The organism is Microbacterium sp. STRO-2N (genome assembly GCF_057747775.1).
In genome coordinates this window covers 4,136,370-4,155,038 of the sequence record NZ_CM173223.1, presented here as the reverse complement: position 1 = coordinate 4,155,038, position 18,669 = coordinate 4,136,370, and the positions used below count along the sequence as shown (strand labels likewise).

The 18,669-nt window shown below is 71.1% G+C and carries 13 protein-coding genes; 1 reads left to right on the top strand and 12 read right to left on the bottom strand.

Going from position 1 to position 18,669, the window contains the following annotated elements; translation table 11 throughout:
• Window position 1: 1 nt before the first annotated feature.
• The 12 genes from AC3ANN_RS19070 to AC3ANN_RS19015 all read right to left on the bottom strand — a co-directional run bounded on the left by AC3ANN_RS19070 (window position 2) and on the right by AC3ANN_RS19015 (window position 16,873).
• Window positions 2-784, bottom strand: coding sequence for a phosphate ABC transporter ATP-binding protein (locus AC3ANN_RS19070; protein ID WP_488340879.1), 783 nt, complete (start codon window positions 782-784; stop codon window positions 2-4).
• A gap of 484 nt (window positions 785-1,268) precedes the next feature.
• A complete protein-coding gene (locus AC3ANN_RS19065) occupies window positions 1,269-2,147 on the bottom strand; it encodes a sortase (protein ID WP_488338941.1) in 879 nt (292 codons plus the stop codon).
• Between the two features lie 209 nt (window positions 2,148-2,356).
• Complete coding sequence (locus tag AC3ANN_RS19060; RefSeq protein ID WP_488338940.1) at window positions 2,357-3,199, bottom strand: hypothetical protein; 843 nt, start codon at window positions 3,197-3,199, stop codon at window positions 2,357-2,359.
• On the bottom strand, window positions 3,192-4,310 hold the full coding sequence (locus AC3ANN_RS19055) for a COG1361 family protein (RefSeq protein WP_488338939.1): 1,119 nt from the start codon (window positions 4,308-4,310) through the stop codon (window positions 3,192-3,194). Before AC3ANN_RS19055 ends, AC3ANN_RS19060 begins: the two co-directional genes overlap by 8 nt.
• A 185-nt stretch (window positions 4,311-4,495) precedes the next feature.
• Complete coding sequence (locus tag AC3ANN_RS19050) at window positions 4,496-6,121, bottom strand: hypothetical protein (RefSeq protein ID WP_488338938.1); 1,626 nt, start codon at window positions 6,119-6,121, stop codon at window positions 4,496-4,498.
• Between the two features lie 47 nt (window positions 6,122-6,168).
• Window positions 6,169-7,290: a hypothetical protein gene (locus tag AC3ANN_RS19045; RefSeq protein ID WP_488338937.1), complete on the bottom strand. Its 1,122-nt coding sequence runs from the start codon at window positions 7,288-7,290 to the stop codon at window positions 6,169-6,171.
• A gap of 200 nt (window positions 7,291-7,490) precedes the next feature.
• The gene (locus tag AC3ANN_RS19040) at window positions 7,491-10,082 is read right to left on the bottom strand and encodes a hypothetical protein (RefSeq protein ID WP_488338936.1); all 2,592 of its coding nucleotides are present in this window, start codon (window positions 10,080-10,082) and stop codon (window positions 7,491-7,493) included.
• Window positions 10,079-11,659 carry a phosphate ABC transporter substrate-binding protein PstS gene (pstS, locus tag AC3ANN_RS19035; RefSeq protein WP_488338935.1) on the bottom strand — a complete coding sequence of 527 codons (1,581 nt, stop codon included), beginning with the start codon at window positions 11,657-11,659 and terminating at the stop codon, window positions 10,079-10,081. The genes AC3ANN_RS19040 and pstS overlap by 4 nt, the downstream gene beginning before the upstream one ends.
• Window positions 11,656-12,939: a phosphate ABC transporter permease PstA gene (pstA, locus tag AC3ANN_RS19030; RefSeq protein WP_488338934.1), complete on the bottom strand. Its 1,284-nt coding sequence runs from the start codon at window positions 12,937-12,939 to the stop codon at window positions 11,656-11,658. Before pstA ends, pstS begins: the two co-directional genes overlap by 4 nt.
• 2 nt (window positions 12,940-12,941) lie before the next feature.
• Window positions 12,942-14,030, bottom strand: a complete 1,089-nt coding sequence (pstC, locus tag AC3ANN_RS19025) for a phosphate ABC transporter permease subunit PstC (protein ID WP_488338933.1) — start codon at window positions 14,028-14,030, stop codon at window positions 12,942-12,944.
• A gap of 189 nt (window positions 14,031-14,219) precedes the next feature.
• On the bottom strand, window positions 14,220-15,962 hold the full coding sequence (locus AC3ANN_RS19020) for a serine/threonine protein kinase (RefSeq protein ID WP_488338932.1): 1,743 nt from the start codon (window positions 15,960-15,962) through the stop codon (window positions 14,220-14,222).
• A 104-nt stretch (window positions 15,963-16,066) separates the two neighbouring features.
• Complete coding sequence (locus tag AC3ANN_RS19015; protein ID WP_488338931.1) at window positions 16,067-16,873, bottom strand: lytic transglycosylase domain-containing protein; 807 nt, start codon at window positions 16,871-16,873, stop codon at window positions 16,067-16,069.
• Between the two features lie 71 nt (window positions 16,874-16,944).
• Between AC3ANN_RS19015 and AC3ANN_RS19010 the strand changes: the two genes are divergently transcribed.
• Window positions 16,945-18,654, top strand: coding sequence for a M23 family metallopeptidase (locus AC3ANN_RS19010; protein WP_488338930.1), 1,710 nt, complete (start codon window positions 16,945-16,947; stop codon window positions 18,652-18,654).
• The last annotated feature ends 15 nt before the right edge of the window (window positions 18,655-18,669 follow it).

Here is an 18,669-nt window from a genome sequence, read left to right as displayed (position 1 = left end):
CCTACCCGAAGCGGCCGTTGACGTAGTCGTACGTGCGGGGATCGATGGGGTCGGTGAACATCGCGTCGGTGTCGCCGTGCTCGACGATCGCGCCCGGCGTGCCGTGGGACGCCAGGAAGAATGCGCACTGCTGCGACACCCGCTGGGCCTGCTGCATGTTGTGCGTGACGATGACGATCGTGACGTCGTGCACCAGCTCGAGCATCGTCTCCTCGATGACGCGCGTGGAGGTCGGGTCGAGCGCCGAGCACGGCTCGTCCATGAGGAGCACCCGAGGGCGGATGGCGAGTGACCGCGCGATGCACAGGCGCTGCTGCTGACCGCCCGACAGGCCCGCGCCGGGTGCGCGCAGGCGGTCCTTGACCTCCTTCCAGAGGCCCGCCTTCGTGAGGCACGACTCGACGAGCTCGTCCTTCTCCGACCTCGACACGTGCGTGCCGGTGAGCTTCAGACCCGCGATCACGTTGTCGTAGATCGACATCGCGGGGAAGGGGTTGGGCTTCTGGAACACCATGCCGATGTGCTTGCGCGCGTCGACGAGCTTGCGGGTCGGTTCGTAGATGTCCTCGCCGTCGAGCAGCACCTCACCGGCGAGGGATGCCGACGGCACCAGTTCGTGCATGCGGTTGAGGATGCGCAGGAACGTGGACTTGCCGCAGCCCGACGGGCCGATGAGCGATGTGATGACGCCGGCCGGCATGGTCAGCGAGACCCGGTCGAGCACCTGATGATCGCCGAACCACGCCGACACGTTGCGGCCCTCGAGGGTCGCGAGCGTCGACACTGCGGCGGCGTGCCCGTTCGGGGACGAGGACTGCGGCTCCGGCTTGCCGTTCCCGGCGGCCACCGCCTCGGCACGCCCGTGAGCGTGGGGCGCGGCGGTGCTGACCGGCGCCACCGGGATGAACTCGGTGACGTCGGAGGTCGTCGTGGTGCCCGGCGCGACCGCGATCCGCCCCGCACCCTCGGGGAGATCCTCCTCGCCGTCCGGAAGCGGAACGAACACCGTGACGTCTGATGCCGGCTCGCGGTCCGGTGTCTCCACCCCGGCCCCGGCGACCGGCGCCTCCCGCTCGGCCCCACGCTCGTCGCCTTCGGTCACGGCAGCCGTGGCCGGCGCGTCGGCCTCGGCTTCGGCATCCGTCGCCACTGCCGGAGAAGGCAGCCGCTCGGGCTTCTCGGTGCGGGCGAAGGGTCCGAAGATCCTGGTCACAGACTTTGCCATGGTTGATCCGTTCTGAGTGCGCGAGCCGGGTTCGAGCGCAGCCCTACATGAGGTTGGGGAGGAGCCGGACGACTTCGCCCGTCACCCAGAGCGCCGCGAGGAGCGTGAGCGGCACGAAGACGATCCAGGTGCGGCGAGGGCCGACGGTGCGGAACGCCCACACAGCCGCCACCTCGATCACGACGAGGAACTGCAGCGCGAAGACGAGCGCCCACGCCATCGAGGTGTCGCCGCTCAGCTCGCTGTGCGACTCGGGCAGCGTCGCGTACCGCGTCTCACGGATGCCGGCGGGCTGGGTCTCGCTCACCAGCTCGGCGTCGACCCGCGCGATGCCGGAAGGCATGAATGGGATGCCGCGTGCCGTGGCGAGCACCACACGGCTCTCGCCGGGCTGCAGCCGCGGCGGCGACGGGTCGCCCGCGTAGCGGAGTCCGATCACCTCGAACTCGTGCACGCCCTGCCCGGTGGTGATGGTGAACTCGTCGCCCGGGCCGAGCTCCTGGATGCGGCCGAACGGCCCGCCGTAGGCCGCGGCACGGCCCATGATGACGCTCACGCCTGCCTGCCCCGGGAGGCTGGTGTCGCGGCGATGGCCGGGACCTGCCTGCGTCGCCTCCGAGTCGGTGCCCTCGACGATCACCTCGCGGATGCCGAGGCTCGGGATCTCGATGATGCCCACGGGCGCTCCATCCGGAAGCAGCACGTCGTTGTAGTCGCCCTCGGTGACCGGGGCGATGCCCTCCTCGAGCTGTGCGCGGAACGTGTCGCTGAGCTGCTGCTGCGCGACGAGGTGACGTACGTGGCCGACGACCATGACGTTCAGTGCCAGAGCAAGCAGCAGCGCCGACAGGACGATGAGCGCGCCGCGGATGGCCTGCTGGCGCGGTGACAGGGGCGTGACGGACCGCTTGGGCTTCGGCATCCGTCGAGGCGGCTTCGGTGGGCCCTGCCCCTTCGGGAGCCGCGGCGGACGGGGCGGTCGCGGCGGACGGGGGCCGACAGTCCCGCCGTCGGGGCTGTCGGCTCCCGCTTCGCGTTCCGGCGCATCGACCATGGCGGTCGCGGTGAAGCGAGCCGCCACCGCGTCGGCCACGGACGCCGCGGCCGACCGCAAGCCGGAGACCAGTGCGCTCACGCGCCCGCCCTCGCGAACGGCAGGACGGCGAGGAGTGCCCGGTAGCGCCCAGCGCCGAGGCCCCACCAGAGTCCGGCCGCGACGGCGCCCGCCGCGCCGAGCGTCGAAGCCAGGAACAGCGGCGGCACGAAGAACACGGACTCGCGGCTCGCGGGTGCGACCTCCTGGTCGCCGATCATGGCCGGCGGCGTCACGGTGACGTAGCCGCGCAGCAGCACGCCCTGCCCGAGCCCTTCGACCGTCGTGGTCACGCGGCGTGCCTCGTCGGGCTCGAGCCGCACGATCGGCACGTCGTCGACCTCGGCGACCGTGAGGCCGAGCATGTTCGCGACGCGGAACGTCGCGGTCGCGTCGATCGGCTCCTCCGACGTGTTGCGCACGGTCACCGAAAGCGTCGTGACACCGCCGCCGGGCTGGAATGACGGCGAGACGGATGCCCCGAGCCCGCCGACCGCGACGAGGACGCGGTTCCCGGGGAGCGAGGTGTTGCCGGGGTTACCCGGGTTGCCGGGGTTCCCGGGTGCGCCGGGATTGCCCGGGTTCCCGGGATTTCCTGGGTTGCCCGGGTTCCCAGGGTTCCCTGGGTTCCCGGGGCTACCTGGGTTCCCGGGGTTGCCGCCGGGGCTCGTGCGAGTGGGAGTCGGCGTCGGCGTGGGCGAGCTGCCGTCGGTCACGTCGACGCTGATGCCGGTGCCGCCGTTCGGCTCGCCGTCGTCGCCCGCTGCGAGGGCCGGCGCCGCGACGGCCACCGACAGCGCCAGCGTCGACGTGACCGCGGCCAGCGCGGCAGCTCGCCGGGTACGGCTCCACGCGGTCCGCCGCGGTCGAGGCTCAGCCATCGCCGGCCCGCTGCGTGCCTCCTGCGCCGACGAGCTCGGCGTCGCGCTGCGCCTGGGCGATCGCCTCGTTGCGGGTGTGCTCCATCCACGCCTCGGCGCGAGCCTCGTCGCGGCGGCGGCGCCACCGGAGCCCGAAGAACACGAGCACGCCCAGCGCGAGCGCGATCACGATGAGCCACGGGACGGCGAGCAGGAACGTGTCGCGCGACACAGGGGCGACCGGCAGCTGGTTCGCCGGGTCGGTGTCGTCGACGAACGGGTTCAGCCGGAGGTACGGTCCGAGGTAGCCCCACTGCGCGACGCCGGGCACATCGAACTCGTACGCCGCGGAGTTGCCGGGAAGCACTTCTTCGATCGTGCCTGTCGAGGACGGGGCGGCCGGGATGCCGAACCACGTGTTCACGCCGGCGGTGAGGTTCGCGGCGAGGGCGATGTTGCCGGGGTTCTCGACGGTGTAGCGCACGGTCACCGTGCCGCTGAGCAGATTCCACCAGTCGCCCGAGTACGAGGCGTCCAGCCCGCTGATCGAGAGCCGCGGCTGCAGCTGGCCCGACACGCGCGCGTACACCCGGGTCGCGACGCGCCGGTCGAGATTGACCTGCTCGCCGGGCGTGATCACGGACGCGACGAGCCCGCCGACGTGGTCGCCAGGCGTCGCCTCCGCCGGAAGGGTGATCGTGAACGGCAGCACGCGGCTCTCGCCGGGAGCCAGCGTGAACTGGATGCGGTTCGAGCCGTTCTCGAACAGCACCCACGCGCCGATTCCGGTGGGCTGATCCGCGGTCGCCAGCAGAGCGAACTCGCCCTCGTCGTCGTTGAACGCGTCCGTGCCGACGACGGTGAAGTCCTGCGTCACCGTGCCGGTGTTCGCCACGAGGAAGGTGTCCTGCACCGTCTGGCCCGGGTCGACGTGGTAGCTGAAGCGCGTGCGGCCGTCGGGGTTTCCGTCGGCGCCGGCGGGACGCGCCGAGATGCCGATCGTGTCGTCGGCACGGGCCGGCGCGGCGGCGAGCGGCGCCCCCACGGCGGCGACGAAGACCGAGATCAGAACAGCGGCGAGGGCGGCGCGGATCCGCGTGCGGGCGCGCGGGAGTTCGGGTGAGATGGCCACGGCTCATTCCCGCACGGCCGTGCTACGGCGAGGAGTGCAGCGGCTGAACGAGGTGTGAACCGCGCTTTCACGAGCAGTGATGACGGATGCCTCCGCCGGACACGACCGTGCGGGAGGCCGGGGACGGCCTCCCGCACGGGTTGTTCAGTTGTGGGTGGTGCGGCGCGCCGATCCCGGCGCGAGGGTCACTTCGAGGCCAGCGTGAGCGTCAGCGTCGAGGCGTAGGTGCCCTTCTTGGCCTTCGCGGGAGCCGCGAAGGTCAGGTCGGCGTCGAACTGCGTGCCGACCTCGAGGGTCGAAGAGTTCGCAGCGCCCTCGGCGAACAGCGCCGAGTAGGTGCCGGCGCCGGCGGTCTGCGCCGCGCCGAGCGAGACGCCCTCGACCGTGGTGCCGACCTGCTTGGGCTCGAGGCCCAGCGCCGACTTCTCGATGACGTCGTTGCCGGCGGCGGCGTTGACGAAGTCGGCGACCTCGGCGTTCAGCGTCCAGCCCGGGAGCAGGTCGCGGTCGTCGATCACGGTGAACGCGCCCAGCGCGGCGGGAGCGGTCGTCGCGCCACGGCGGACCGTGCCGAGGTTGACCGACGTGTTGACGCCCGAGAGCTCGAAGCGGTTCGAGGTCGTGACGTCGACCGTGAGGTCGGTCGCGCTCGTGGTGGTCGAGCTGAGCGTGACGGTGCCCCACGCGACGATCTCGTCGGTGCTGTCGACGAGGGCGACGGTGTGCTGACCGACGGGCAGGCCGGCGAGGTCGACGCTGGCGTTGCCCGAGGCGTCGGTGGTGACCGGCGCGAGGACGGTGGGCTCCGACCACACGTACGGAGTGAACGTCTGGTTCGCGTTCGCGGCCCCGGCGGGAACGACGACGACCGTCTCACCCTCGGCGGGCGCCTCGATCGTCACCTCGTTGGCGTCGCCCTCGGCGGGCTCGGCCAGCACGAAGGCCGCGGCCGTCGCCCAGGCGAGGACAGTCTCGGCCGCCGTGTCGGCGATCGCCAGGCGCGTGCCGGCGGCGATCGACGAGGTCACGATGGCGTCACCCGACGCGTCGAGCACGATGCCGGTGTGCACCGGCGCTGCCGTGCCCTCGGCGTAGACGTCGACCGTCTTGTTCGCGTGCGCCGCGTCGGCGTCGATCTCGATGTTGCCGTTGCGCAGCGTCGCCGAGGCGTTCGCGGTGTAGCCCGCGAAGTCCGGAGCCCACGGCCCTTCCTCGGCTTGGACGACCACGGGGTCGATCGTGTACTTGCCGGTGCCCGGCGTCACGTGGATCGTGCGGTAGATCGACGCGTACACCGTCGCGCCACCGGCGTTCGTGAAGGCGAAGCCGGTGATCCAGTCGCCTCCGGCGCTGAACACCGATTCGATGCCCGCTCCGTTGCCCTCGGTCTTCGTCTCGAGAGTGAAGTCCTCCCACGTCACCGAGCCGTTCACCGGGTTCACCTTGTCGTAGGCGCGCCAGGTGTTCGTGCCGCCGGCCAGGTCCGCAGGGGTCGTGACGAACTTGTAGATCGAGTCGCCGACGGCGCTACCCCAGGCCGGGGCGTAGTCGGTCGGCGTGACGGGCGCGGCGGGGTCGGTCTTGCTGGCCGACGCCGAGAGGAAGTCGGCGCGATCGAAGATGCGGCCCTCCGCCTCGGCGCTCCCTGTGGTGTCGTCGAAGAGGAAGAACGAACCGTGCGATCCGTTCGGCTGGGGGTCGACGGGGAGTCCCGGACCGGTCGGTGCGGCGTTCGCCGCCGTGCCGCCGGCCACGAGGGCGATGCTCAGGAACGCGGCCGCAGCGGCGCCCCACTTCTTCGTGATGTTCATGGAGTCTCTTGATCCAATCCGGTTTGTAGGGGTGTGAGAGAAGCTGGTCAACCGAGCGCCGCCGTGAACGGCGTGGGGTCGGCCGGGGCAAGGAACCCGAACTTGGCCTTCACGCGGCCGGCCTGGGTAGGCGCAGTGTTCGCGGTGTTGCCGAGCTTGGTCGTGGCGCTGCTCAGCAGGTTCGCGAGCTTGGCGTCGAACTTCGCGTTCCCCGACGTGACACGGGCGGTTTCGACCACGAGGTACGTGTCGCGACCCCACTGAGTCGAGTAGTACGCCGGGTTGGGCTGCATGGAAGTACCCGATCCGGTCACCGGCGAAGTGCCGCCGGCCAAGGAGCCGAGCTCGATGCCTGCGCCGATGCGGTTGACGCCCGCGCCGGTGTTCTGCGCCACCCACTGGGCGGCCGACATCGGCGCGACGGCGTTCGCCGGGAAGGCGGATCCGTTGGAGAGGCTGGTGGTGTCGTGCTCCTGGCCGACGACGACACAGCCGTTGGCCTCGGTGACCTCGAGCATCGAGGACTCCGTGACGCCGATCTTCGCGAGGAAGTCCTTGCGGGTGCCCGAACCTGCCTGAGGGATCACCGGAGTGACGGTCACACCGCCGACGGTGCGGACCGTGCACTCGTAGATCCCCTTGAGCGTGGCGGCATCGATGCTGTCGAAGGCCGCATTGCTGCCACCGGAGTGCGCGTAGGCGAAGGCGTCGCGGCCGAACGGGATGTACGTGAGGGCGCCGCCGCTGACCGCAGTCGCCCCCGACGAGGACCGAGCCACGTCGATCAGACCCGTGACGGTGACGTTCGCCGGCCCGCCGACGGTCTTCGAGGTGTAGGGCGCGCCGTCGATAGAACGGCTGAGCGCGGCGACCCCGTCGCTGGACCCGTTGGGGCGACCGAAGCGAACGCTGTTCGCCTTGGTCTGGATCGTGATCGAGCCCGTGGCGTCGAACGACGATGCCGGCGTGGTGCCGGCCGTCGACCGCACATTCGAGCCGGTCACAGCGGTGCCGTTGACGAGGGCGTTGACGACATCCTGAAGGGTGTCCGAACCCACGATGACCGGACCGACAGAGATCGGCTCGGCGTTCGCAGCCGGAGCGACGGCGAACAGCGTTGCCGCCAGCCCGACCGCGGCGCCCGCAGCGATAAACTTCTTCTTGTTCACAGCTTTCCTTTTCGTGAGGTGTGGTGTGACAACCGTCGCTCGGACGAGCGGCGGCTTGACGGCTCTCTGGCAGGAGGGCCGTCAAGTCTGTGGGCGGGATGATCCGGGTGGCCTCCTGCCCTCGTTCAGGCTCGAGGCGACAGGTGAACGGACGGAGCTCGCCAGGGTAAGGACGGCTGTCGCGCTGCTGTGCGAGAGAATCACGCGCGTCTCCGGATCCGTGAAGTCAGCGGCACGGCGAGCCCCGCGGCGAGGCCCATGGCGACGCCGATGGGAACGGCCGCGGCTGCGGCTCCGATCTCGGGATCATCGGGAGTCGCTGCTCCTGCCAGCTCCCCGGCAGGAGCGCCCGTCGCTGCGGGCTGATCGGCGGCGGGCGCGCCCGTGCCGGAGCCGGGGGTGCCGGGAGAGGAAGGCGGCGCGACGGTGCCGCCGTTCCCGCCTCCGGGCGCGCCGGCCGGGCCGGGGCCTTCTCCGCCGCCGGGCGGGGTGAGACTCCCCCGCTCCATCGCATCCGCGGCGGCCAGCGCCCGACCCACCCATGCTTCCGGCAACGGCGCGTAGCCGGAGGGGAGGTCGCCGACGTCGGTCCCTGGGCTCTGCCCGTCTGTGGCGGCGTATCGGATCAGGTTCGCGTACACGGCACGAAGGTCGGCGTCCGTCTGTCGGGGATTCAAGGCGGCGAACACCGGCATCGACAACGGGTACGCCGTCGTGGCGGCTTTCGCCACATCACTCGCCGGATCGAACCCGAGCACCTGAGTCTGATCGGGGTCGGGGGTCATCGCCGCCGCGGCGGCAGCCATCGCCTCCCGCGTCGGGGCGACGAACTCTCCCGAGGGATTCAGGAGTGCAGCTGTCACGGTCTGGTAGAGCTCAGCGGACGAGGCAGTCGTCACTCCCATCACCTTCTGACTTCCGAAGAGCTCGCGCACCGAGGCGCCGAACTTGGGGGGAGTCGAGAACTTGTCCCACGCTCCGAGGATCATCCCGTCCCCACGCAGGACGTGATAGGCGCTGTCGGCGAAGCTGCTGGTGTAGGGCCGCCACGTCACGAGGTTGATCGCACCGGTCCCGTTCGCGGGATCCGTCTGCGTCTCGTCCGGCTTCTCGGAAGGATCGGCCTTCGGGAAGCTGTCGAGCGGGAGGTCGAGACCGGCACCGATCGGATTGACGTCCGCGTTCGTCGAGTACCACGGGTTGACGAACATGCCGTGACCATCGTCGGCGCCGTTCAGCCAAGCCCGCGCGTCGGCGTCGGCCAGCACGTACTCCCAGAGCCGGACGGCGATGTCCGAGCGCCCGGATGGTGTGAGGACGTCCGCCACTGAGGCGCCGACGATGATCTGAGCGGACCACTCGTCACCGTTGATCTTCTGGAACTCGGGGTCCTGCACGATCGTCCGAGGGTTGGCTCCCAAGTGGCTCGCATCGGCTCCACTCGGCAGTGCGTCGACGTAGGACGTCGTGAGCAGCTTGGCCACGAGGCGGGGAGTGAGCTTCATCTCCGTGAGCGGCAGCCCCGCCCGTGCCTTCTGTTCCGGAGTCGCGTTCTGCGGGTGCGGCTGCCGGTCGATCGAGAACGATATGGCGACTCCCGAGAGCGCGACGGGCGCGTAGGCGAGCGGATCAGCCCCGTCGCCGATGCGACTCACGTCGAGCGGCAACGACGTGAAAGCGAGAGGACTGGGGTCGACTCCCGCCGCCTTCACGAGGGCGTCTGACTCTCGACCCTCGCTCAGGACGAACGGCGAGCCGTTCTCGCCGAGGCAGAGATCCGGCTGCCAGGAAGCGATGGCGCGAGCGATGAGCTCGCTTCCCGCGAGCTGGCGCTCCGACTCACCGATCTGACACCGAACGCCGATGGGCTTGAACTCGAGTCGGACCGCGATGTGGTGCTCCCACGCGTCCCACCACAACCCCGAGCGGTTGATCACAGCCGAACCGGAATCTCCTCGCCCACGCGGGATGATCACGAGCCAGCACGGCTGCCCCGCGACGCTTCCATCGGCCTGCTCGATCGGGGTGCCGCACCCGAGCGCCGTGGACTGCACCGCGGTCTGCACCTCGAAGGGCACCGCTCCCCTGCCGTCAGCGCCGGTCCCCGCCCACTTGACCTCGTTGGTGGTGTACGCGTTGAAGAACGGGTTCGTGTTGAGATTGACGGCCTCATCGCCCGTCTTTCGTACGACCTCTCCACCGGCATCGGTCGTGAGGTTGTCGACGACTCGATCGGCCGGCGCACTCTTCTCATCGACGATCCCGGCAGGGTTCGCCGCCACGAACGGGATGCCGGTGTACGTCGGCGTGAAGAAGCTGTCGCTCAGGTGGGTATAGCGAAGATCCTCGTCGGCGACCGCCGCTGCCTGCGTCGTGCCGTCGCGGACCGAACCCGCCCCGAGGGTTCCGCCGTACTGGCAGGTCCGTCGATCGGGGTGACCCGGGTGCTCGGGATCCTCGCCCCAGCATTGCGCGATCTGCAGGAAGTTCGCCCCGCCCGTCGTCGTGAACGGTCGCTCGGACTCCGATCCGCCGGTCCAGCTCACGCGGATGCCCTGCGAGACCAGATCCTTCGTCTGCGAGACCGTGACCTCGAGATCGGGGAAGGGTGCTCCCTCGGGGTTGAGCGCGTTCTCTTGGTTCGTGAGCGTCACCGCGCTCGACGTCGCCTCGTCTTCGGCCGCAGCGGCAGGATCGGCGTGGACGAGCGCTCCCCCGGCGCCGACGAGCGAGGCCGTGAGCACGGCCACGGCGACGCCGGTCAGACTCGCTCGTGCGAACATCCGGTTCATCTCGCCGCTCCTGATCCCGGCGTCTTGCGCCGAAGGCGGGGCGAGAGGAACGGCGGCACCGCGACCGCCGCGATGAGCAGCAGAACCGCGCACAGCATCACCGACTGCTGCCAGCCCCAGCCCTCGCTGTCGACGGTGAAGGGCGACGATACGGCCGCCCCCGCGACCGCTCCGTTGCCCGAGACCAGGTTGCCGTCGGCGTCGTAGACCGCGGCCCCGGCATCGACCGCCGCCGGGTCCCCGACGGCGGCAGCCGCGCCGGTGTCGGTGCCCGCCCCCGGCGCGTTCGACGCCGTTCCGCCGCCGCCCGTCCCGGTCGTGGGGGTCTCCTCCGGCGCTCCCGCCGTGCCGGTCGTGCACTGATTCGGACCGCGCTTGTCGCAGTCCGCGGGCTGCGGTGCCGTCAGAGCGAGCTGGTTGTTGTTCGGCGAGTCACCGGGCTTGAACGTCGGGTTGTTGCACGAGTTCGGGTCGACGTTTGACGCCCCCGCGCCGGGGATGCGCCGGATCTGCTCGAATCCGGCCAGCACGAGGTTCATCGGCAGCGGCGAATACCCCAGGTCCTCAGCCTGCTGCTGACCCTCGCACAGCATGTAGCTGGCGAACGTCCCCAGCGTGGCGCCCTTCTGCTCGGTGAACGTGCCGCCGACCTGAGTGGGCACGATCATGTAGGAGTAGCTCGAGAGCGGGTAGGTCCGCGGATCGCCGTCGGCGTACACATTGGCGAGGTTCTGCGTCAGGTCGGGGTTGATCTGCGCCTTGAGCAGAGCGACCGCCACCGAATCGGCCGTGGGCTCGACGTAGTAGTCGGCGCGATTGAGCACCTTCGCGACCGGGAACCCGGCCTTCATCGCGTACGAGTACTCGACGTAGGTGATCGAGCCCTCGCCGTAGCCCTGCGCGACGTAGCCCGAGACGCCGTCGGAGCCCTTCTGCGCTTTGCCGTTCGCGGGCGTCGGGAACTGCGATCTCATGCCGTGCGGCCACAGGTCGGCGTGCTGGCTCGACATCCACAGCGAGAACTGCGCCGACGTGCCCGAGCCGTCGGAGCGCACGATCGGCACGATCGCCTTGTCGGGCATCGCGAGGCCGGGGTTGTCGGCCTGGATCTCGGCGTGGTTCCAGTTCGTGATCGCGCCGGTGAAGATCTTCGTGATCACCGCACCCGACAGCCGCAGGTTGGTGACCCGCTTGCCGCCGATGTTCAGGTGGTACATGAACGCGGTGCCGCCCGCCACGATCGGCATGTAGGCGAACCCCCGCGGCGGGACCTCGGGCGCCGACCCGTCCTCGGGCTGCTGCTGGAACGGGATCTCGCTCACGGCGAAGTCGACGCTGCTGTTGATGTAGTCGCGCCGGCCGGCGGTCGAGCCGACACCGGAGTAGTTCACGGTCATGCCGTAGTTCTGCGCGACGTTGCGGCGCCACTGGTCGAGCGCGTTCTGCGACCACGTCGAGCCGGTGCCGGTGATGGGCTCGTACGTCGCGGCGTGCGCGGGGAGCGCGATGCCGACGACGACAAGCAGCGCGCTGAAGGCCGCGATCAGGCTCACGCGGCGGCGATTCAGCCGGGTCATGTCGATTCCTCCAGGGGGCGGGCGGATGCCGGGGGGCGGGATGCGTCGCGGCCCTCGAAGCGGGCGAGGTCGCGACGTGATCGGGCCAGTGCTGCCCGGCGCCGGCGCGGCGACAGCTCTCCCGCGCCGCGACCGCCGAGCACGCGGGCGATCGCGAACAGGGTCAGCACGAGCAGCATGAGCACGGCGGCCGTGCCGAAGCCGCGCGCGATGAAGTTGGGCTCCGGTGATCCGACGAAGGTGAACACCTGCAGCGGCAACGAGATCATCGGACCGTCGAACGGATTGGTGTTCATGACGCTCGTGATGCCCGACGTCAGCAGCACGGGAGAGGTCTCGCCGATGCCGCGGGCGGTGCCGAGGATGACGGCGGTCACGAGCCCCGACCGTGCCGTCGGCAGCACGACGTGCCACACCGTCCGCCAGCGCGACGCCCCCAGCGCGTAGGAAGCCTCACGGAGGTTGCCCGGCACGAGGCGCAGCACGACATCCGACGCCCTGATGATGATCGGCAGCATCATCACGGTGATCGCGAGGGCGGCCGCGAAGCCGGAGCGCTGGTTGGTGAACACCAGGATGAAGGCGGAGTAGATGAACAGGCCGGCGACGATCGAGGGCAGCGCGGTCATCGCGTCGACGATCGTGCGGACGAACTTGGCGAACCGACCGCCGATCTCGTTGAGGAACAGCGCCGTCACGATGCCGAGCGGGATCGAGATCGCCAGCGCGATGCCGATCTGGATGAGCGTCCCGACGATCGCGTTCGCGATGCCGCCGACGTCGAGCCCGTCGAGGGGTCCTGCGAACTCCATGTCCTGGAAGAAGAAGTTGAGGTTCATCAGCGCCGGCCAGCCGCGCACGAGCGTGAACATCACGACGAACAGCAGGGCGCTGAAGAGGATGACTCCGGCGCTCGCGAGCACCACGGTCATGACGCGGTCCACGACCTCCCGCCAGTCGCCGCTGATGCTCACCAGCAGCGCGTAGAACACGATGAACGCGAGGAACGCGACGACGATGAATCCGACGATCCCGCTGAGCGGTGCGATCCAGCCGAACAGCAGCGCTGCGAGCGCGACGGCGCCGGCTGCCGCGCCCAGGATCGCGTAGCGATCTTCTAGCCGGGCCGAGTGCACCAGGCGGCGCTCGCCGACCTCGATGCCGTCGCGGTCGGGGATCCCCGTGCGAGGTTCTGCACCTGCTTCCGCGGCATGCGGCTCGGGTGTCTCGACAGGGGTTCCGGATGCCGCGACCCGGGGCGGCTCGACCGTGATGGTCATCGTCATCCCTCGCTCTGGGCGCCCGACCGCGACCGGGCGACGACGGACGATGCGGTGAAGTTGATGACCAGCGTGATGAGGAAGAGCATGAGCCCTGCCGCCATCAGCGCAGACAGGGCGAACTCGCTGGCCTCGCCGTAGCGCAGCGCGATGAGCGCCGACACCGAGTTCGTGCCGGTCTTGAGCACCTGCCAGTTGATCGCGAAGATCGGCGAGATGATCATGTAGACGGCGATCGTCTCGCCCAGGGCCCTCCCCAGCCCGAGCATGGTGCCGCCGATGATGCCACCGCGGCCGAACGGGAGCACGACGGCGCCGATCATGCCCCACCGGGTCGATCCGAGCGCGTACGCGGCCTCGCGCTCGCCCGCCGGCGCCTGCATGAACGCCTCGCGCATGATCGAGGTCTGCGTCGGCACGACCATCAGCGCGACCACGATGCCGGCGATGAACGCCGAGGAGGTGAACGCCGAGGCATCCGTCAACGCGTGGCCTTCGGCATCCGTCACCGCCAGAACGGGGATCCAGCCGAAGTATGTCGAGATCCAGCGCGAGACCGGGATGATGGCCTCCTGCAGGAAGTAGACGCCGAACAGCCCGAACACGACGCTCGGCACGGCGGCCATGAGGTCGACGAGCGTGATCGACCACTGCTTCAGGCGCCCGCGCAGCACCTCGGAGATGAGGAGGGAGGTGCCGAGGGCCAGCGGAAGCGAGATGCAGATCGCGATGATCGCGATCGTGAACGTGCCGAACAGCACGGCGGCGATGCCGAACTGGCCCGTCTCGGGCGACCACTCCTGCGTCGTGAGGAAGCTCAGCCCCACGCCGTCGGGCGGAAGCAGCGCCTGCCCCGCGCGCAGCGCGAGGAACACCCCGACCGCCAGCATGATCGCCACGGTGATCCCGCCCGCCGCGTACGCGGTGCGACGGAAGATCGTGTCGGCCGCAGTCGGCGCGCTCTTCAGCTCCCGGGCGCGCGGCGCGACGTCGGCGTCGTGCAGCGGCGGCAGGATCGTCGTCTCGTCGGTGAGCACCGCGGTCGCCGCGTCGGCGCCGCGCGTCGGGCCGGTCGGTGCGTCGAGACTCATCCGCGCACCTCGCGACACCACGAAGCGGTCATGCGTCTCCTCGTGCAGCTTGCGGGAAGGCCGGTGATGACGGCGGAGAGTCGGGTGTGGCTCCCCACGGCCTCCGTCAGCGTGAGCGCGCAATGTGAACGGCGGGCGTCCGCCGGGTCAAGGACGCCTGTCGGGCGTATTGAGGAGCGTGGGCGCGGCTCACGGCCGGCGCTCGGGCGGCGGTGTCGGGGTCGGCGTCGGCCGGGGCGTCGGGGTCGCAGTGGGCGTGGGCCGTGGCTCCTCGGGAGCGGCCTCGATGATGGTCACCGTGCCCCCGACCGCGGCAGCCGTGCCCGCGCCGGGTGCCGTCCCCAGGATCGACGCGGGTTCGGTGCCCGCCGCGGCCGGTCGCGTCGCGAACGAAACCGAGAATCCCGCCGCGGCCACGGCTGCCATGGCTGCCTCGCGACTCTGGCCCACGACGTCCGGCACGACGTTCCAGCCCGACGCGACCGTCAGGGCGACTGCGGCTCCCACGGCGACGCGGCGCCCCGACCCCGGGCTCGCTTCGAGCACCACGTCGCGCGGGTGCGGCGAGTCCGCATGCGTGACCTCTCCGACGGCGAACCCGCTGTCTGCGAGCACGCGCATCGCGTCATCGACCGAGAGCCCTCTCACCTCAGGCACGGTCAGAAGCGACACCACCGGTTCCACCGGATCAGGATCGGGTTCCGGCGTCGAATCGGGGACGACTGAGGACGGAGTAGGCGTCGGCGGCACGGTGGGGCCCGCGACCGACGCGACCGGCGGGCTGATCGCCGCGAGCACCACGACGACTGCGAACACCGCCACGGCGCCGACCGCCGCGAACCACGCGCCGGCGCCCGAGCGCACGCGGCGCGGCTTGCCGGACGACGAGACGACGGATGCCTCACGCCGGGGCGGCACGACGGTGCGGCCGAGCACGCGCGTGACGCCGTCGGGCTCCGTCGGCGGGACGGGCACGCCGTCGTTCACCCCCGCCGGAACGGCCCCGACTGGCGCGATGGCCGCGGTCGCGGCGGGGCCCCCGCACCCGGAGGCTCCGAGCTCGGCGACCGCGGCACGCATCGCGGCGGCCGAGGGGAAGCGGTCGGCTGGATCCTTGAGCATCGCGCGCACCACGAGGCGGTCGAGGCTTCGCGGGATGCCCCCGTCCGAAGCCGACGGCAGCGGAGGCGGGGTCTCGAGGTGAGCACGCAGCGTCTGTCCCGTCGACCCGCGCGGGAACGGCGGTCTCCCCGTGAGCGCGAAGTGCAGCAGCGCGCCGGCCTGGTACACGTCACCGCGTGCATCGACAGGCATGCCGCGCACCTGTTCCGGCGACATATAGTTGACGTTGCCCATCACGCCCGCGCGACCCCGCGTTTCCACGCTGAGCAGGTCGTCGGTGCCGAGCGCGGCGTTGCCTGCGGCGTCGGCGAGCCCGAAGTCGAGCAGCCGCACGCCATCCGCCGCGACGGCACCCGAAGCATCCCGAGCCACCATCACGTTCGAAGGCGAGACGTCGCGGTGGATGAGGCCGATCGCATGCGCGGCCTCGAGCGCCTGCAGCACACCGTCGATCACCACGACCGCCTCTGCGGGCGACAACGGCCCGTGCCGCGAGACGTCCTGTGCGAGGCTCGACCCGGCCGCCCGCTCGAGCGCGATCCACGCGACCGGCGCGTCGGCCCCGTGATCGACCCCCACCCCCAGCACGCCCACGATGTGCGAGTGCCGCAGCGGCTGCGCGCGCCGCGCCTCGGCGAGGAAGGCCCCACGCGCCGCCGGTCTCTCCGAGAGGTGCGGATGCAGGACCTTGAGCGCGACACTCAGCCCGGTGCGCTCGTCGACGGCGGCGAAGACGGATGCCGAGCCGCCCGTGCCGAGAAGCTCACCGAGCCGGAACCGGCCCGCGATGACGCGCGAGGTGCCGCCCACCCCCGCGAGTGTCCGGTCGCCCGGTGAACGGCGGACGCACCGGAGCCGGATGGAGATCTGTCGGGCGGGTTACCGGCACATGGCCGAGGCCGCGGCAGCGGAGGTCAGGTCCGCGGCGCGCGGGCCGCGTAGTCGTTCGCCGCCTGCGCCACCGCGTTCACGTACGACTCGAGGTGGTTGTAGGCGAAGATCGCCGTGCGCCACGTGGCCGGCTGCGAGAGGTCGCCGTGGTGGCACAGGTACCGAGCCGCGGCGAGCGCGGCGTCGTCGATGTGCTGCGGGTCGTTCACGCCGTCGCGGTTGCCGTCGGCTCCCCACGCCTCCCACGTCGCGGGGATGAACTGCAGCGGACCGACCGCGCGATCGATGTCCGCCTTGCCGTCCCACGCGCCGCCGTCGGTGTCTTCGATGCGGGCGCTCGACTCGCCGGTGAGGTCGATGCCGAAGATCCCGGGGCGGGTCACGCCGTCGTCGCCGATCGCCGAGCCGGCGTGGGTGCCGTGCCCGGACTCGATGCGACCGAGCGCCGCGAGCGTGCTCCAGCGGATGCCGCAGGCCGGCGCCTCGGCGGTCATCGCCAGCTCGGCTCCGGCGTACCCGCGCAGCACCCGCAGCGGGATGCCGGTCGACGCCGCCGTACGCGCGGCCCACTCGGCGTCGACCCGGTCGGCGTTGCCGGAGGCGAGCGGTGCGGATGCCGCCGAATCTCCCGGATCGGGGTCCGCGACGGCGGGAGCCGCAGTCGCGGGCGGCGCGACGAGGTAGCCCTCGGGGTCGGGGGCCTGCAGGGCGCCCACGACGATCCAGCCGGCCAGCACCGCGAACGCGGCGACGACGGCGATCACCACCCAGGTGGCTGAGGCGCCGCGAGTGGCGGCCGTGCCGGCGCGCGTCCCGTCGCGTTCAGACATGTGCTCCCCGATACATCCCTACAGTGCACACCCGTCACCTGAACGTCACCTTGGGCTTGAAGGGTGACGTCGTGTTGGTTCCCCGGCGTCGATGGGCCGCGCGGCGCGCCCTGCTCCTCGTCTGCACGATGTGCGTCTCGGCCGGCGTGATCGGTGCGGGGGTCCCCTCCGCCGCGACAGCGTACACGCACGCCGTGAGCGCGACCACGACGCCTGACGACGCGGAGCCGGGCGACCCGACTCCGTCGGAGCCGGCACCGACCCCGACTTCTCCCGTCGATCCCGCCGAACCCACGCCCGACCCCACGCCGAGCGGCCACGCGCCGTCCAAGCCGACGCCCGAGCCTTCGGCATCCGTCCCGCCGCAGCCGACGCCGACGCAGCCCGCACCCGCGCCGGGACCATGGACGCCGTTCCCCCCGGCCCCCGCGCCCGGGGCCGGGCCGCTCGCGCCGCCCCCGCCGTTCCCCCCGCTCGTGCTCACACCCGCGCCCGCCGCGTTCGGGCGCGCCTATCCGACGAACCCCTGGATCTACAACCACCTGCCCGGCACCCGCTTCCTCGATGCCCGGACGGACGAACACGGCCACGTAGCCCGCCTCCACATGGGGATCGACGCGCAGGGAGGCGTCGATCAGCCGATCTTCGCGGTGGCGGCCGGCACCGTCGTCGACGGCACGTGGGGCACGAGCACGCGCGATCGTCACGGTTACGGCAATCAGGTGCGGATCGAGCACGCCGACGGCTTCGCAACGAGGTACGCGCACTTCGCGTCGGCGCCGCTCGTCCAGCTCGGCGATCACGTCGAGGCGGGTCAGCTCATCGGCTACATGGGCGGCAGCCAGCGCGGCGACCTCGACCGGCTCGACCGCCATCTGCATTTCGAGGTGACGAAGGACGGGCAGCACATCGACCCCATCGCGTTCCTGAGCGGCGCGAGCATCGCCGATCCCGCAGCCTCGGCAGATGCGGCGGCTGTCACGGCGGCCGATACCCGCACGCTGTACGAGATCCGGCAGACGGGCGACGACGGATACGCGTCCATCTCGACGGGAGTCACCGTCGGATCCGATGTCTTCACCGCGATCGACATGGGCGGCGAGACGGCCACCGTCATGGTGAGCGAGCACGGCATGCTGAGCCGGATCGCCGTCGTCGACGGCGCCTGGACGAAGACCCCCACCGGGCTCGCGCTCGAGGCGACGAGCGTCTCGGGCGCCGACACCGGGGGCGCATACCCGGAGCTCTTCGCGGTGGAGGCGGGCAAGCTGTTCCACATCGTCCACGACGGCGCCGGATGGACCAAGACCTGGACCGGGCATGAGTTCTCGGGCACGGTGAGCGCCGTCGCCGTGCAGGGGAGCGGGCTGCACGCGATGCTGCAGCAGGCCGGCTACCTCTACCACCTCTCGCCGGCCGAGGGCGGGCTCTGGAACATCACCGACACGCGGCTCGAGGGAGGAGCGCACACCGACGCGGTGTACCTCGACGGATCGGCCCCCGAGGCCATGACCGCGATCGACGGCGAGGTGTTCCGGATCACCCGCGGTGACGTCGCGTGGGAGGCACACTCCACCGGCCTGACGGCGGGTGGGCCGCTGGCCGCCGCGTACGAGGGCGGTGGCTGGCCCGTCGCCCTGAGCGCGGAGGACGGGGTGCTCGGCGTGACGCGGGTGACCGACCGCGTGTGGACCCGGTTCGCGTACGACGTGCACGTGCCGGGACCGATCGACGCCGTCGTGCTCGACGGGAGCGGCGCCGTCTTGTACTCGATCGGATGAGCGACGTGCGTCCAC

Coding starts and splice junctions, on each gene's coding strand:
- AC3ANN_RS19060 (WP_488338940.1), bottom strand. CDS start 3,199: ATGGCTGAGCCTCGACCGCGGCGGACCGCGTGGAGCCGTACCCGGCGA.
- AC3ANN_RS19015 (WP_488338931.1), bottom strand. CDS start 16,873: ATGTCTGAACGCGACGGGACGCGCGCCGGCACGGCCGCCACTCGCGGC.
- pstA (WP_488338934.1), bottom strand. CDS start 12,939: ATGACCATCACGGTCGAGCCGCCCCGGGTCGCGGCATCCGGAACCCCT.
- AC3ANN_RS19065 (WP_488338941.1), bottom strand. CDS start 2,147: ATGCCGAAGCCCAAGCGGTCCGTCACGCCCCTGTCACCGCGCCAGCAG.
- pstC (WP_488338933.1), bottom strand. CDS start 14,030: ATGAGTCTCGACGCACCGACCGGCCCGACGCGCGGCGCCGACGCGGCG.
- pstS (WP_488338935.1), bottom strand. CDS start 11,659: ATGACCCGGCTGAATCGCCGCCGCGTGAGCCTGATCGCGGCCTTCAGC.
- AC3ANN_RS19050 (WP_488338938.1), bottom strand. CDS start 6,121: ATGAACATCACGAAGAAGTGGGGCGCCGCTGCGGCCGCGTTCCTGAGC.
- AC3ANN_RS19040 (WP_488338936.1), bottom strand. CDS start 10,082: ATGAACCGGATGTTCGCACGAGCGAGTCTGACCGGCGTCGCCGTGGCC.